Source organism: Poriferisphaera corsica (assembly GCF_007747445.1).
Taxonomy (GTDB): domain Bacteria; phylum Planctomycetota; class Phycisphaerae; order Phycisphaerales; family Phycisphaeraceae; genus Poriferisphaera; species Poriferisphaera corsica.
This window is the reverse complement of sequence record NZ_CP036425.1, coordinates 1,554,977-1,571,019: the sequence shown is the minus strand read 5'-3', so window position 1 is coordinate 1,571,019 and position 16,043 is coordinate 1,554,977. Positions and strand designations below refer to the sequence as shown.

Below are 16,043 nucleotides of genomic sequence, written 5' to 3'. Positions count from 1 at the left end.
AGGGTTGGGTTTAATAGGAATGGCGATCTGATGATTTCTCACCAGATCGCCAGGGGTTGATTTTTGTTGTGATTAGACAGTCACGCCGCGAAGGAGCTGATCTGCAACCTGTAGAACAAGGCTGTCGGGATGATCCGTTTCGCGAAGATCGTTTGAAATTTCCCAGAACATCATGCCGCCGAGATTGTATTCCTGAACGTAATCAATCTTAGCTTGCATGGAGCGAGCATCTTCGATGGTGATGAAGGTGCCGCCTGCGATGTTCTTGGCATAGACGTATGTGGCTTGAGCGGACTCGTCGTAGTAGAACTGGTAGGAATCTGGGTTATTTTTGACCAGCTCGTAAACGTCACGGAACTCGTAGTAGCCTTCTTCGATACCGCCTGGAGCAAGACCTGCGGCTGCTTGATGAAGACCGTTGTTGACATCAGAGACACCGGTCCAGCCGAAGCCGTAGAGTGGCGCACCGAGGACAATCTTCTTGGAATCAACGCCAGCGGCGAGGAATTCCTGTATGGCTGAGTCTGCGTTATATCGCGGGTCTAAGTTTGTATTAGAGTCTGAGTTGTAGAGGCCAGAGAGATGACCGGTTTGTGTTGCGTCCCAGCGACCGTGGAAGTCGTAGGTGAGCATGTTGTAGAAGTCGATGGATTGTGAGACCGCTTCGAGTTCAACGTGTGCGAACTTGTCGTAACCTGCAGAAATTGCAACGGAGAGTTCGTATTCGTTGCCATCAACCTGTGATTGCGTGTCAAGTTGTGCGCGGAGTTCCTGAATAAAGAGTGTGAAGTTCTCACGGTCATTAGGGCTCGATGAGTTGCCCTCGAGGCCTCCACCGCCTGGGAATTCCCAGTCGATATCGATACCATCGAAGCCGTATTGGAGCATGAACTGGACTGCGTTTTCAGCAAGGATTTCTCGACCTGCTTCAGTTGAAACAACATCCGAGAAGTGTGCTGAGAGGGTCCAGCCGCCGAGGGCGATCATGGTTTTAAGGTGTGGATTTTCGGCTTTGAGCTGATTCATCTGGTTGAAGTTGCCGCGCAGCTCTTGATCCCAAACGTCACCTGGATAGGACTTCTCGACGGCTGCGTAGCTGTCGAAGAGTGTGACATCACCAGAAGCAGTCACATCAGCGAATGCGTAGATGAGGTGGGTGAGGTTATCCGCAGGGACGTCAGCGATGTGGTAATCACGCTGATAGACAGCCCATTCGGGGAAGTAGCCGACGACACGGTAATCGTCTTCGCCGATACCGGCTGGTTTTTCGCCGTTTTCGCCGACGATCACGACACCTGCTCGAGCGATGGAGAGTTTTGCGTTTTCAGCGGTGTGAAGAACAACGTCGAAACGTTCGTTGTATTCTTCGATATTATCACCGATGATGCCGACAGCGATGCTGGCGGTTGTTTCGCCGGGTTCGATGGTCACTACACCACTGGTTGCAACGTAGTCTTCACCGGCGACTGCAGAGCGGTCCTGTGTACGGTACTCGATAGTCACTGCTTCATCGGATGGTTCATCGATTGAGACGGTGACCATGACCTGTTTCTGGCCGTCATGCGAATCAGTGACCGAAACTCCTTCGATAGTCGCACTCGGTAGGGCTGCGATTGGGTCAGTGACACCAGCATCTGGTGTTTCACCTGCGCCGGGGGTTGTGCCTGGGTTGGTTTCTGGGTTAGTGACAACGGCTGCGGTACCATTGAATTCGACGTCAGCTATCTGCAAGTTAGAAGGGTCACCGGTGCCACCGAAGCCGATGGTCAGAGAACTACCAACACCAAGGCTGCCGTTCCAATCAACATTACTGACGCGGAAACGGTTGTCGCCAAGATCTTCGAGAACGCCGTTCCATAGGCTTGAGATCGCAATGCCATCAGGCAAAGTGAAATCAACTGTCCAACTGTCGATTGGGCCATCGGTTGTGTTGGTCACAGTTAGTGATGCATTGAAGCCATTACTCCATGCAGAATCGACTGTGAGTGCGACGGCTGGATTCACTTCCTCGCCAACACCCGTGTCCGGTGTTTCACCCGTGCCGGTGTCTGGGGTCTCACCAACACCTGTGTCCGGTGTCTCGCCCGTGCCGGTATCTGGCGTCTCACCAACACCCGTGTCCGGCGTTTCGCCCGTGCCGGTATCTGGCGTTTCACCAACACCTGTGTCCGGTGTTTCACCCGTGCCGGTATCTGGCGTTTCACCAACACCTGTGTCAGGTGTTTCACCCGTGCCGGTATCTGGGGTCTCGCCGGTACCTGTGTCAGGTGTTTCTGTTTCACCGGGTGTGGTTGTAGGAACACCAACTGGAACGCCATTGAATGTGACGTTTGAAACAGCTAGTTGGGTTGCAGAACCGACAGCGCCGGCACCAACAAAGCCAACTTCGGTCGAAGCACCAGCCTCAAGTGATCCATTCCAGCCGAGATCGGTGATACGGAAACGGTTATCGCCAAGGTCTTCAAGGTTGCCGTTCCAAAGGCTTGTAATATCGACACCATCTGGGACGGAGAACTCGACGGTCCAGGTGTCGACTGCAGCATCTGTTGGGTTGGTGATGGTCACGTTGGCGGAGAAGCCGTTGCTCCATGCGGAGTCAATGGCGACAGCGAGAGCTGCGTTTGGCGTGACTTCTTGGCCGGAATCAGGCGTTTCACCTGTGCCGGTATCTGGGGTTTCGCCTGTACCAGAGTCGGGTGGTGTTACGACACCTGAACCAGCATCGGGTACGGTTTCAGCATACTCGCCGTCTAGTTCAACTGGATTGTCGTAGTATTCTTGAACTTTGGAGATGAACCAATAGCCATCGGTTGGAGGAGAGCCTACGCCATCGGTTGAGATACCAACACCTGCACCAAAGAGGACTTGGGTGACGCCAGCGTCAGCGACTTTTTCCCATGCGGCTTCCCATGTAATGCTGTTGCCATCAACGGTCACGCCGTCGTTACCGTCTAAGTTTTCGCCGAAGTAGTCAACACGGTTTTGATCGCCGGTGAATGTGTCACCGAAGAAGTATGTACCTGCTGAGTCTTCATAGCGAGCTGTCGTATTAGGGAGATCTTCAAATGCTTCGCCAGTGTATGGATTGACGGATTCGGAACCATTGATGCGTCCGACGGGGATCTGCCAAAGTGTGACGGGCCGTTCGGTTGTTTCGTGAAGCGTTTTGGTGAAAAGAAGATAGTTATCCCAGTGATCCTGATTCCAGAACCATGTGCCTGACTCTGGATCGGCGGCTGCGCCAGCTTGATAGCCGACTGCATCCAATCCATATTTATCAATAGAGATAAAATCGGCACCATAGCTTGTGACGCCAGCGTTGAGATAATAGTTCGCGATTTCCTGGGCTTCAGCAACGATTGCTTCACGGCCTGCGTCGAGGCCGAGGCTATCTGTTATTCGAATGAGGCCGGTAGATGGAATACCGACATTGATGCCGGGCGATGCCCAGAGATTGAATTGCCAACCAAAATCGATATTTGCATCAGCATTGCTGACGGAATAGTTGATGGCTTGGATGAGACCTGTGACGGTGTTATCAAAATTGGGGTCGACACCACGTTCAAGAAGGCCGACTTCGTAAACTTGATCGGTGAATGCGAATACCTGATCTGCAGGGACTTGGCCAAGCTGCATGAGATAGCCGATGAAATCTGGCTCGAAGATAAGTTCAACTTTTTCATCACCTGCGATTTCTTCGATTGTTTCGAGTGCGAATTGCAGATCTTCGAAATAACCTCGCATATATTCTTCGCTGTTTAGGTGTTCATTGTTGGTGTAGTAGGATTCACCGCCGTCGGGAATGTTGTAGTAGACGAATTGCGGGGTGATACCAAGCTTAAGGGATTCACGAAGATAGCTTTGAAGACGTTGACCGTCTTGCCATGAACGCCATCCGTTTTCTGGGCCACCATTGAGGTATATGTAGCGGGAATCGACGCGTTTGTTCGTGCCTTCTTCACCATCACCAAAGTCTTGCCAAAATCCGATATCAGCAGCGCTGTCTTCTGATACAGATCCAATCGCGAGATAGTCTGGGCGGCCTGGGACTTCGCCTTCATCTGTCAGAACACGGACGCCGACGAAACGCTCCTCACCTGTTTCGGTGTTGACGATACGGACAGAACCACGGCCGGCATCAAGACCTGAGACAACTAAATCGCCGTCGGCATTGATGGCAACATCAAGCACACTGCCGTTGTTGGTGTAGGCAACGAATGACTCATTTTCACTGCGAAGATCATCGAGCGCAAAAACGGTTTGTCCCTGCTCGACAGTTAGCTGTAGAGCTTGATCACCAGCGTCGACTTCGTCGATTGTAATGAAACTGGCACCATTTGTTGCTTTGGCTGATGAGGCGCTGATACTGCTGCCCTCATCGTTGATTAGACGGACTTGATATTCGTAGACGCCGTAGTCGTGACCGGTAATATCGACAGAGCCGGTCTGAGTCGTTCCAAGCGTATCAAAATCACCTGAAGCAACCACTTCGCCGTTCTCAAGTAACTCCCAAGAAGTGGCTGCAGCGCCGGAGTATTTTGCAAAGCTGACGGTGAATTCACCGTCACTTGGACGTTCGTCAGTGATATTAATATTCGCAATGGCAGGCGCGCCTTCACCTACGGTTTCACCGGGGGTGCCGCCGGGGGTTGTGGGCGTGCCTGTACCTGTATCTGGAGTCTCGCCAGTACCAGCGGTTGTCTCGACATTCGTAATAGTGGCACCTTGGCCATCATAAGCGGAGTTTGCACTGAAACCGATTTCTACTGAATCACCTGAAGCAAGTGCGGATGCCCAAGAAGGGTTAGAGATCGCGTAGCGTCCTTCGCCAAGATTCTCGAACTGCGCATTCCATGCACTTGAGATATCATGTGGCGTTTCAAACTCGACGCGCCAACTGTCCCAAGCTTCTGCACTATTGTTGGTGAGAGTTAGCGAACCGGTAAAGCCAGAACTCCATGTGTCCGTAGCAGACACAACGATGTTTGCGGTTTGCTCAACTGATTGCGCGGCAGCTTCAATAGCTGCTGAAGTCGGCTCGTCTTGCACGATACTGGCGTCATCACCCAGCGGACTGGCACTCATCATGAGGCGTTGCTCAAGCGATTCAAGACCTCGTGGTGCATTTTCATCCTTTTTAGAACGATTAGATTTACGTTTTTGTTTTTGTTCTTTTTTGCTGTTTGATGACTTTTTGCTTTGACGTACCATATTTCAGAAGCTCCTTCAATGAAGCAGTAGGAGAAGAACATCACCTTGCTCCGCTGCTGCACTTGCATCAGGCTGCCGCACGATAGCAAACGCATTTAACTTCCTGTTTAATACGCTGATGACATCCATGTGATTGCTAGTCAATGTGGTTAATGCTGACCTGTTGCAAAATTCTATGTGTGTAGTTGTTAACGAGGGTAATTTGCTTCGCTGGACGATTCCAGTTTCACCAAGTGCTGTATTTATCCCATTCAATACCTAAAAATCAAATCATGCTTAAAAAACATGCACACGGTTCACGTTACAGATCAAGCGATACTTGGTAATACCCTTCTATTTGCGTGGAATTGTACATAACGCATGATTAAGCTGTGCTTAACGCTAAACGTTCTGGGGTATTTTCTAAGCCTACTTTGTTGTGTTTTCTTCGCCACTTACAAGACAAGTGCGACGTAGAGTTGCTTAATAATTGTGCTTAAGCTTCGATTCACATTTGAGTCAGTAGCATGGAAATGAAACAGAACATCAAAATAACCATTGATCTACTTCCCTTGCGTGTTCTTCCCTAATAAACCAATTGTGGTTAAGAGCAGATGGCTAATATTAATTGCGGAACTTATAAATGTATTGGGCCATAACATTAATCCGAAATGAGCGTTAAATACATGAGAACAATTCCAACAATTTTGGCTATCGTATTGCTTGCCAACGTAAGTACGGGACTACATGGGCAAGATCAGACAGCTGAAAAGACATCCGAGCAATTAATCGACTTCGAGAAGTATGAAGGCGTTGTTATTCCATCACAAGAAGTTGAGGTGATTGCTCCATTCCAAGGCATTCTTAAGAATGTCGAGGTCAAGGAAGGTGATCGCATCATTGAAGGTGATCGCATGGCTCAGATGGATGATCGGGTGCAGTCATTTGTAGTATTGGTTGCCAAACAGCAAGCCGAATCTAATGCAGCAATGGAGCGTGCGAAGGCAGCTTTAGATGAAGCAGATCTTGTTTATAACCAGACAAACGAAATGGTTGCAAGACATGCAGCTTCTAATTTCGAAGAACAGCGAGCGAAGGTTGTTCTTGAACAAGCACGAGCGGATTATGATCTGGCTATTGAAGGCAAAGACCAGATGAAAACGCAGTATGAACTGGAACTAGAAAAGCTCAATGAACATCGCATTGAAGCACCCTTTGATGGGCAGGTAATCCGAATCCATACAGAAACTGGAGCAACACTAAAAGATGATCAGCCCGTGGTGAGCATCGCATCCCTAGATCCACTAAAAGTGAACATGTACTTGCCCGTATCAGTCTTTGGGCAACTGCAAAAGGATCAAACGTACACGATCATTGCGGACGAGCCGATCAATGGCCCACTTAAAGCACAACTAACCTATGTAGACCCAATCATTGATTCGGCGAGTCAAACGTTTAGATGCGTTTTCGAGATCCCGAACCCTGACTACAAACTCCCAGCCGGCTTCACCGCACATCTCTCCAGTATGACTCCATTGAACACAGCTCAAGCTCAGGTTGATACAGAAAAATCTGTACAGACGCCTTAACATGTCCATTCCCATTTGATAGGCAGACCTGTTATGATGTGGCACGCAAACCGTAGTGAGTGTCGTTGCTTTCATACGGATTGAATATGACCCACAGCAGTTAAGCGAGCCAAAATGGATAAACAGATTGCCGAGTCGATAGCAAAATCCGCTGAAGTGATTTTGTCATTAAACGAGCAGCGCGACACGATCCAGGCGATCTGCCATGAGATTGTTGGCGCACTCAAAAACGGCAACAAGATCCTCACCGCAGGTCATGGCGGTTCCGCTGCTGAGGCGTTGCATATGTCCGAAGAACTTGTGGGCCGCTTCATGGGAGATCGCATCCCGCTACCCTCAATCTGTCTCGTCTCTGATGGCCCGCTCCTGACTTGCATAGCCAACGACTATGGGTTTGATGCGCTCTTTCCAAGGCAGCTTCAAGCTCATGGTAAACCGGGTGATGTTCTGGTCATGTTCACGACTTCAGGTAATGGCAAAAACTTTGTCGACTCCGTGAACTATGCGAATCAAAACGGTATCAAAACCATCGCGATTTCAGGTAAAACCGGCGGCGACATTAAGGATCAAACAACGCATCAGCTCATTGTCAAGTCACATGAAACCGCACGCGTACAGGAAGCGCACACCTTGCTTATGCACATCGTCCTTGAAGCAGTTGAGCGTGCATTTCCGCCCGTCAACTAACAAATGCTATATCAATAAATAAAAAAGCTGCACTTAATATTGTGCAGCTTTTTCTATGTCCAAATGTTCAGCTCTTAACGGGGAACGCGTATCGCCGGCCAATCGAGCTTCACACCTTCAGCCACTAAGCGCACCTGCAACGCTTCAACCTTGGCTCGATCATGATAAATACCCTGAACCGTGACATCTTGCTTGAGGCATTCATCAGCAAGAACGCCAGCCACTTCTCCAACATTCCATTCAATCGGATGTTCGCGTGCACAACCATTACTCAGATGCGTTGTACCAAAATTTTTACACGCTGGGATCAAATTCGTAACGCGTATCGGCACAAGGCTACCGAGCGGAATTTGATATGGATATGTCGGCACATAGCATGGGCCATCACCTTCTGTTGATGGATGCAGATCCAAGTGATACTGTCCGATTCCGATTGAATCCCAGAAGCGTTCAGCCTCGCCTTGAGTTTTGCGGACGTGCTGGCTGATATGATTTTCCGTCAGTGTAAACATCGCCTGGATACGACGGCTCTCACGCACATAAATACTCTTTGCAAAACCATCGTCCGTACCCAGCACATCACCTCGCATACGCAAACCAGCGTATCCTGTCCCGCCATCAACGCGCGGTGCCTCAGTCTGCATCCAGTAAAACCAGCACAAACTCTGCTGCTTGGCCATCTGCTTATGATAATCAGCGTCTTCAACTTCAAAGATGTTGCCGCCGTAGTAATCGTTCTGCGACCAGTTCACCATCGTGATGCCAGGCAGATATGGGTTTGAGTTTTGGGATTGGTTCACCCAAGGAATATCTGCGTCAAAGATCGACGGATCAAGAATCTGACGATATCCCCACCACGAACACAGCTCACCTAAGCTTTCGTTAGGACGTGGCCGCTCAAGCCGCATATGAGCACGATCGCCGTCAATATCACCTTCAACATAATCTTGCCATTGGAATACGTTTTCATCCCAATCACGACTAAATGTGTGTTTGAAATCACGCCACTGATCATAACCCTCAGGTTTATCGATGACATGGTTACCGTCAACGTAATCCATCGCGAAGCACCATGTCACACCCTGCATATTTAACGGGCGAGATTCACCCGGCGCACTCGGCTCGCCGTGGACTGATTGTGCTTCTTGCCCTGTCACATACTCGCAACCCGCAATCGGCAATACCTCCCCCACTTCCGTCGCATCAATCACGACTTCCGCGGCGATCGTGCAATGATAAGCCTCATCATTCACACCATGCACCGTCACAGATTTAATCGTGTCACCATCCACATCCGCAGTGACAGGTCTCACCATGTATTTAATATCGAGCAGTCCCATTGCTTGGTATGGCAACAACATGCTTTGCATCACCGCATGGCCAACCACAGGCAGGTGGCAGATGAAACTCACCCAACCACCCCCCGGATTCAGATGCTGATTGCTGTATGCTTTTCTATTCAATGGATAGTGCTGCCGGTAGTACTGCCTCACACCTTGACGGTACTGATGATAACGCCGTGTACCGTATACCGTGCTTTCAACATTCGGGCTCTCATCCGGCGGAACCGCTTGGGCTGTCATCTGACCACCCACCCAATCGGTCTCTTCGGTCATCACAACCTTCCGGCCAGCTTCACATGCAGACAGCGCCGCCGCTACGCCGCCTAATCCACCGCCGACAATCAACACATCACATTCTATTTCTTGATGATTCATTCTGGACTCGCAGTTCTTTCAGCATTTCTTCAAACAACCTGTACATCCAAGCTGCTCGTTTGACCCACTGCACGTCCAAATCCGCCCCACCCATTTTCTCACAATTGCTCACACAATCTATCAGAATCCTATCCAATCTCCAGACTCGCTCAGCAGTCCACAAGTCCTAATCCCAGGCTCTTCAAGAACACTTACCCAAACCTCGAAAATTTCACCTTTTTCCACACCTACGCGTTTTGCCTGAGTCGACATTTTCTCACCGCTCAAGACTATCTCTCAACCTACGATTAAATATAAACTTACGTCAATTGGACAGGAAACAAGAAAACAGGGCCTAATTGTCTTATAATATGGTTCGGCGGGTCGCCCATGACCTGTCACTTCAGAGGCCTGGTTGAGGCCGCGTGTTTGCCCATCGCCTGGAGGCAATCACCCCGGCACACCGGCCAACCACAAACAACCAGCCGTTGGCTCGCTGAATTGGATTTCAGCACCATGAGCTAGGGCACGTTTCGCCACCCTGCCCCAGTCGTAATCCCCACGGCCGTAATAAAGGACTGACCGACTATGTCTAGCCGAATGATGACTCTCGATGGTAACGAAGCGGTCGCTTCCGTTGCTCATCGACTCTCAGAAGTTGCTGTAATTTACCCCATCACCCCCTCATCTCCGATGGGCGAGTTCGTAGAAGAATGGGCCGCCAAGGGCAAAACCAACCTCTGGGGTACCATCCCCGATGTTGTTGAAATGCAATCAGAAGCCGGCGCCATCGGTGCCGTCCACGGTGCTTTGCAAGCTGGCTCTCTGACAAGCACGTACACTGCTTCGCAGGGCCTGCTTCTTATGATCCCCAACATGTACAAGATTGCCGGCGAAATGCTGCCATTCGTCATGCACGTTGCCGCTCGTACAGTTGCCACTCATGCACTCTCTATCTTCGGCGACCACTCCGACGTCATGGCTTGCCGCCAAACCGGCTTCCTCATGCTCTCTTCGAACTCTGTTCAAGAAGCACACGACTTCGCCGCCATCTCGCACGCTGCAACCTTTAAAGCACATCTCCCTGTCCTCCACTACATGGATGGCTTCCGCACTTCTCATGAAGTCGCGAAAATCGAACTTCTCACCGATGACCAGCTTTCCAAACTCATGGACGCTGATCTCATCGCTAAGTTCCGTGCGTCATCACTCACACCTGATCACCCCGCCATCCGCGGCACCGCTCAGAACCCGGACGTCTTCTTCCAAGCTCGTGAAGCTGCGAACACCTATTACGACCAGGCCGCTGACATCATTCAGCAGACCATGGACGAGTTCGCCGCCATCTCTGGCCGTCAATACAAGCTATACGAATACGAAGGTGCCGAAGACGCTGAAGAAGTCATCGTCGCCATGGGTTCTGGTTGCGAAACCATCGCACAGACCGTTGCCCATCTCAACGCTCAAGGCAAAAAAGTCGGCCTCCTCAAGGTCCGTTGCTACCGCCCATTCTCAGCCAAGTACTTCATCGATGCACTACCTAAAACCGTCAAGTCTATTGCGGTATTAGACCGAACCAAAGAGCCAGGCGCCACCGGCGAACCACTCTACCTCGACGTTGTCACCTCACTCGCAGAAGCACGAGCAGAAGGCTACTCATCCTTCGCTGCAGAGCCAAAAGTCATCGGCGGCCGTTACGGTCTTTCCTCCAAGGAATTCACCCCTGCCATGGTTAAGGCTGTCTTCGAAAACGCCACCGCAGACAGCTCCAAAAACCACTTCACCGTCGGCATCCTCGACGACATCACCAAGACCTCACTCACGTGGGATATGGACATGTCCATCGAAACCGACGATGTCTTCCGCGCCGTCTTCTACGGCCTCGGTGCGGACGGAACTGTTGGTGCAAATAAAAACACCATCAAGATCATCGGCGAGGAAACCAACAACTACGCCCAAGGCTACTTCGTCTACGACTCTAAGAAGTCCGGTGCGATGACCACATCCCACCTCCGCTTCGGCCCGGATCTCATCCGCGCTCCATACCTCATCAACGACGCAGACTTCGTCGCTTGCCACCAGTTCAACTTCACCGAAAAGGTTGATGTCCTCGAACTCGCCAAGCCAAATTCGATCTTCCTGCTCAACTCACCATTCCCCGCCGATGAAGTCTTCAGCAAACTCCCTGAAGAACTGCAAAACGAACTCATCGCCAAGAAAATCAAACTCTTCGCGATCGATGCCGAAAAGGTTGCCCAATCCACAGGCATGGGCCGCCGCATCAACACGATCATGCAGACCTGCTTCTTCGCCATCTCTGGCATCCTTCCCAAGGACGAAGCAATCGCAAAGATCAAGGGCGCTATCGAAAAAACATACGCCAAAAAGGGTATGGATATCGTCGAGAAAAACTTCAAGGCTGTCGATGGCACCATCGCCAACCTCCACGAAGTCAAGCTCCCAGACGCCGCAAACAGCGACTTCAAACGCCCACCAATCGTCCCAGCTGAAGCACCTGACTTCGTTCAGAAAGTCACCGCTGAAATCATGTCCGGTAAGGGCGACCTCCTCCCTGTCTCTGCTTTCCCTGTCGACGGCACATGGCCAATGGACACATGCCAATGGGAAAAACGCGGCATCGCCACCGAAATCCCAATCTGGGAAGAAGACACCTGCATCCAGTGCAACAAGTGTGCTCTCGTCTGCCCTCACGCCGCAATCCGCGCCAAAGCAGTCGACGAAGATTCACTTGCCGGCGCACCTGATTCCTTCAAATCCATGGACTACAAAGCCAAGGATCTCAAGGGTTCCAAATACGTCCTCCAAGTCTCACCTGACGACTGTACCGGATGTAATCTTTGCGTCATGGTCTGCCCATCCAAGAGCAAGACCGAGCCAGGCAAGAAAGCCATCAACATGGAAGCTCGCCTCGATCACCATGTCGCAGAAACCGCCAACTGGGACTTCTTCACCAAGCTCCCCGAAACGCCACGCGAAAAAATCGTTCGCATCGATGCCAAGGGTTCACAGTTCTTCGAACCAATGTTCGAGTTCTCCGGTGCTTGTGCAGGCTGCGGCGAAACGCCATACGTCAAGCTCGTCACACAGCTCTACGGCGACCGCATGATGGTCGCCAACGCAACAGGCTGCTCATCAATCTACGGCGGCAACCTCCCAACAACACCATACACCTGCAACGACGCAGGCCGTGGCCCAGCTTGGTCTAACTCACTGTTCGAAGACAACGCCGAATACGGCTTCGGTATGCGACTCGCCATGGATTCGCAAAAAGAAGCAGCCATCGGCCTCGTCAAATCACTCGAATCTGAACTCGGCACTGCCCTCGTCCAAGCCGTCCTCGCCGACGTCAACAACAAAGACGAAGCCGCCATCTCAGAACAGCGCGGCCGCGTCGAAACAATCAAGATGCAGCTCGCCAATTCCACCGATCCTAATGCACAGCGTCTAATCACTGTCGCAGACACACTCGTACACAAATCCGTATGGGTCTTCGGTGGCGACGGCTGGGCTTACGACATCGGTTACGGCGGACTTGACCACGTCCTCGCTCAAACGCGTGACATCAACATCCTCGTACTCGATACCGAAGTCTATTCCAACACCGGCGGCCAAGCCTCAAAGGCAACACCCATCGGTGCCGCAGCCAAGTTCGCCGCTTCCGGCAAGCTTGTCTCCAAGAAAGACCTCGGCCTCATGGCCATGTCATACGGTCACGTCTACGTTGCCTCAATCGCCATCGGCGCCAAAGACAACCAGACCATCCAGGCCATCCGCGAAGCTGAAGCATATGACGGCCCGTCCATCATCATTGCCTACTCACACTGCATCGCTCACGGCTACGACCTCAAGCACGGCCTCGATCACCAGAAACTCGCCGTTGATTCCGGCATCTGGCCTCTCTACCGCTTCGACCCACGTAACGCAGGCACTGGCAAGTCCAACCTCACACTCGACAACAAGATCTTCAAGGGTTCCGTCACCGACTACATGGCCGGCCAGAACCGCTTCCGAATGGTTCAGAAGATGTACCCAGAGATCTACTCAGATTTAGTCGAGATTGCAGAGAAACAAGCCTCACGCCGCGTCGAAGTCTACAAGCAACTCGCCGACGTCCTCACTCAAGCCCCAGAGGAAATCGAAGAAGCTGCACCAACCGCAGAGCCCGTTACCAAATAAGGTAATCCTCTAACCACTGGTTAGCGACGATTTTAAATGCAAAAGGTCGAACTCACATGAGTTCGACCTTTTTTCTCACAATAACTCCGCAGATGTCGATTCGAAAAATGCGCGCCACGTGATACACTGGCCCGTCCTCATAATGACCGCTTCATCGAAGCTCATCCCCACCAGACCACCCATGCAAAAACAAATCATCGAAATCCTAGATTACAACCCGGCTTGGCCAATGGCCTATCAAAAAGAATCGCAGATCATCGTCGATATTTTCTGCAATCACATCGTACGAATCCACCACATCGGCAGCACATCCGTTCCCAATCTCAAAGCAAAACCCATAATCGACATCATGCTCGAAGTTGACTCTGTCTCAGCTCTTGATCGATATAACAATGACATGGAGCAGATCGGGTACACCCCCAAAGGCGAATTCGGGATCCTCGGCAGACGCTTCTATCTAAAGGGACTCTATAACAGAACACATCACATCCACGCATTCCAGTCACAATCCCTCGATGCCATCCGGCATCTTGCTTTCCGCGACTACCTCATCGCACACCCCAATATCGCCCGAGAGTACGAACAACTCAAGATTAGATGTGCAAATGAATGCAGAAATGACATGGACAAATATTGCGATGGCAAACACGAGTTTGTACAACTACACGAAAGAAAAGCAGTCGAATGGTATCAAGCCACCTAACCTCCCTTACCAAGCAATGGGAAGATGCGCAAGCCGAAACCATGAATGATTCATTCACTTAAAAATTTTTCTATGACCACCCCAACCATCTCTCCCTGCTCATGCACTGCGGCATGTCCTGTAAATGGAATATTAAACACATGCGCTCCCGGTAACATTTCATCTATCTCACCCAACACGGATCGTGGCACCAGAAAATCTTGATCACCTCGTATAAATAATGTTCGGCAAGCAATAGATTTAATTCTCGCCTTCGGATACCCCGCATCACTTTCATCCAACCACATCGAAACGATTTCCCCAACTAAACGCGAAAAATCAGCGTCCGGATTCAACCGCTCATATAACGCAACAGATTCCGGAAACATCTCCCCCCAGCTCGCAGCCGTAAGTCCCGCATAAATCTCGCGTACCTTTCCCACGGGCGGATTCCAATCCGAACCAATCGTCACCAGTTTCTTCACAAGCCCCGGCCTATCAATCGCTAACCGATACCCAACGATCCCCCCATCACTAAATCCAACCACATTGCATGCCGTTACGCACAGATGCGATAAAACAGCTTCAACGTCTCTCATCAATCGTTCATAATTCAATACACCATCGCCCAAAGTCGACTTCCCATGCCCACGGCTATCAATGCCGATACATCGAAATGATTCACTCATCCGATCGATCATCGGCAAAAAATCCTCAATACTCCCTAACCCGCCATGCAAAAATACAACAGGCAAACCATCTCTTTCTTCTGTTTGCTCGTAATATATTTTCGCACCATCTACGACAACACACTCACCACTATGATGCCTGAATCGCTCCATCATGGACCTTTCATAAATATCCAAGAATGACTTCACGCATCACTATACATTCAAAAGATAAACCCCACAATTATTCTGTTAGCTATTTGTACGGATCACCTTCCATTCAATTTCATAACCCAATGCCTATAGCGACACAATCATCCGCACGCCATGCCGCTTAATCCAAATCCCAAACATTTTCATCAGACTTACTCGTTAATGACCACATATATCCCAATTGTTCCTCTCCCCAAGGCCCTTTACTCAGGTCACTCTTATCCAAGTAGATATCGGGGAAACTAACCGACGAAGCATGCCCATCCACCCAACCAATATTGCACGAGCCCGCATTATGTCGACCATGCACCCCGCCCCATTCCGTTGGCAAGCTCCCGATCACACCCGATCCTCGCTGCGATATCGTTGGCCAATGATATCGTGAATTTGGATCCGCCATGTCATACCAACTATCCGCAAATAACAATGTTTCCGTCGGATTTTTAACGTCACTATACCGCGAGGACTGCAAATACCTAGCCTCCATCGATTCGTCTGTATAAATAAACCGCCCGGACAATGTCACCCAATTCACACCGTAATCCACGTTACGCCATTTATCATCACTCTTATCCGTCATGCTTGCATAGCGCACTGAATATATATTATCGTCCGGCTCCGCAAATGATGGACATGTATACATCTCACGTGTCGATCCGTAGCCACCAATCGTCAACGCACTCGACCAATAGTAATCACCATGACTCCACCATGACTGGCCGCTGACCTCGTAAAAATTGCTCATGTGAACAATGAAATCATCATAATTCACCGAATACGCTGCCGCCGCAATCGCAACCTGCCTGACATTCGACATGCACTGCACATCTTGGGCTGATTTTCTAGCCGCCCCAAGCGCGGGCAGTAAAATACCAATTAGTAATGCTATGATTGATATAACCACTAACAATTCGATCAATGTAAAGCCGTATTTTAATCCATACAATAACCTCGCTCTATTCATCTCAAGCATCCTTATTCATAGAATAGTTCAATTTATAACACAGACATACTCAGCAGAAACATCTGCTAAGCCCAAAACAGGGTTAGAATGCATGAGCGCAAACACATTGCGTCACGCTTTCATATTCAATCTTCTATTAAAAACAATTCAATCAAT

At 50.3% G+C, this 16,043-nt stretch carries 8 protein-coding genes; 4 read left to right on the top strand and 4 right to left on the bottom strand.

Annotated features, from left to right (window positions below; all coding sequences use genetic code 11):
* Window positions 1-72: 72 nt before the first annotated feature.
* Window positions 73-5,211, bottom strand: a complete 5,139-nt coding sequence (locus KS4_RS06310; RefSeq protein ID WP_145076180.1) for a glycosyl hydrolase family 18 protein — start codon at window positions 5,209-5,211, stop codon at window positions 73-75.
* A gap of 665 nt (window positions 5,212-5,876) precedes the next feature.
* Here KS4_RS06310 and KS4_RS06305 point away from each other — a divergent pair.
* Together KS4_RS06305 and KS4_RS06300 are read left to right on the top strand one after the other, a co-directional pair.
* Complete coding sequence (locus KS4_RS06305) at window positions 5,877-6,779, top strand: efflux RND transporter periplasmic adaptor subunit (RefSeq protein WP_200761635.1); 903 nt, start codon at window positions 5,877-5,879, stop codon at window positions 6,777-6,779.
* Window positions 6,780-6,893: 114 nt separating this feature from the next.
* A complete protein-coding gene (locus tag KS4_RS06300; RefSeq protein ID WP_145076174.1) occupies window positions 6,894-7,466 on the top strand; it encodes a D-sedoheptulose-7-phosphate isomerase in 573 nt (190 codons plus the stop codon).
* A 74-nt stretch (window positions 7,467-7,540) separates the two neighbouring features.
* Here KS4_RS06300 and KS4_RS06295 read toward each other — a convergent pair whose 3' ends face one another.
* Window positions 7,541-9,184, bottom strand: a complete 1,644-nt coding sequence (locus tag KS4_RS06295) for an FAD-dependent oxidoreductase (protein WP_145076171.1) — start codon at window positions 9,182-9,184, stop codon at window positions 7,541-7,543.
* A gap of 567 nt (window positions 9,185-9,751) precedes the next feature.
* Between KS4_RS06295 and nifJ the strand changes: the two genes are divergently transcribed.
* Both nifJ and KS4_RS06285 read left to right on the top strand, forming a co-directional pair.
* Window positions 9,752-13,360 carry a pyruvate:ferredoxin (flavodoxin) oxidoreductase gene (nifJ, locus tag KS4_RS06290; protein WP_145076169.1) on the top strand — a complete coding sequence of 1,203 codons (3,609 nt, stop codon included), beginning with the start codon at window positions 9,752-9,754 and terminating at the stop codon, window positions 13,358-13,360.
* A gap of 181 nt (window positions 13,361-13,541) precedes the next feature.
* A complete protein-coding gene (locus KS4_RS06285) occupies window positions 13,542-14,063 on the top strand; it encodes a GrpB family protein (RefSeq protein WP_145076165.1) in 522 nt (173 codons plus the stop codon).
* A 50-nt stretch (window positions 14,064-14,113) separates the two neighbouring features.
* On the opposite strand, the gene KS4_RS06280 is transcribed toward KS4_RS06285, so the two are convergent.
* Both KS4_RS06280 and KS4_RS06275 read right to left on the bottom strand, forming a co-directional pair.
* The gene (locus tag KS4_RS06280) at window positions 14,114-14,887 is read right to left on the bottom strand and encodes an alpha/beta fold hydrolase (RefSeq protein WP_145076162.1); all 774 of its coding nucleotides are present in this window, start codon (window positions 14,885-14,887) and stop codon (window positions 14,114-14,116) included.
* Window positions 14,888-15,044: 157 nt separating this feature from the next.
* The gene (locus KS4_RS06275; protein WP_234698863.1) at window positions 15,045-15,887 is read right to left on the bottom strand and encodes a type II secretion system protein; all 843 of its coding nucleotides are present in this window, start codon (window positions 15,885-15,887) and stop codon (window positions 15,045-15,047) included.
* Window positions 15,888-16,043: the final 156 nt, after the last annotated feature.

Bases quoted from the DNA above. Each gene is read 5' to 3' on its own strand.
- KS4_RS06275 (WP_234698863.1), bottom strand. From the start codon at position 15,887: ATGAATAGAGCGAGGTTATTGTATGGATTAAAATACGGCTTTACATTG.
- KS4_RS06305 (WP_200761635.1), top strand. From the start codon at position 5,877: ATGAGAACAATTCCAACAATTTTGGCTATCGTATTGCTTGCCAACGTA.
- KS4_RS06310 (WP_145076180.1), bottom strand. From the start codon at position 5,211: ATGGTACGTCAAAGCAAAAAGTCATCAAACAGCAAAAAAGAACAAAAA.
- KS4_RS06295 (WP_145076171.1), bottom strand. From the start codon at position 9,184: ATGAATCATCAAGAAATAGAATGTGATGTGTTGATTGTCGGCGGTGGA.
- KS4_RS06285 (WP_145076165.1), top strand. From the start codon at position 13,542: ATGCAAAAACAAATCATCGAAATCCTAGATTACAACCCGGCTTGGCCA.
- nifJ (WP_145076169.1), top strand. From the start codon at position 9,752: ATGTCTAGCCGAATGATGACTCTCGATGGTAACGAAGCGGTCGCTTCC.
- KS4_RS06280 (WP_145076162.1), bottom strand. From the start codon at position 14,887: ATGATGGAGCGATTCAGGCATCATAGTGGTGAGTGTGTTGTCGTAGAT.
- KS4_RS06300 (WP_145076174.1), top strand. From the start codon at position 6,894: ATGGATAAACAGATTGCCGAGTCGATAGCAAAATCCGCTGAAGTGATT.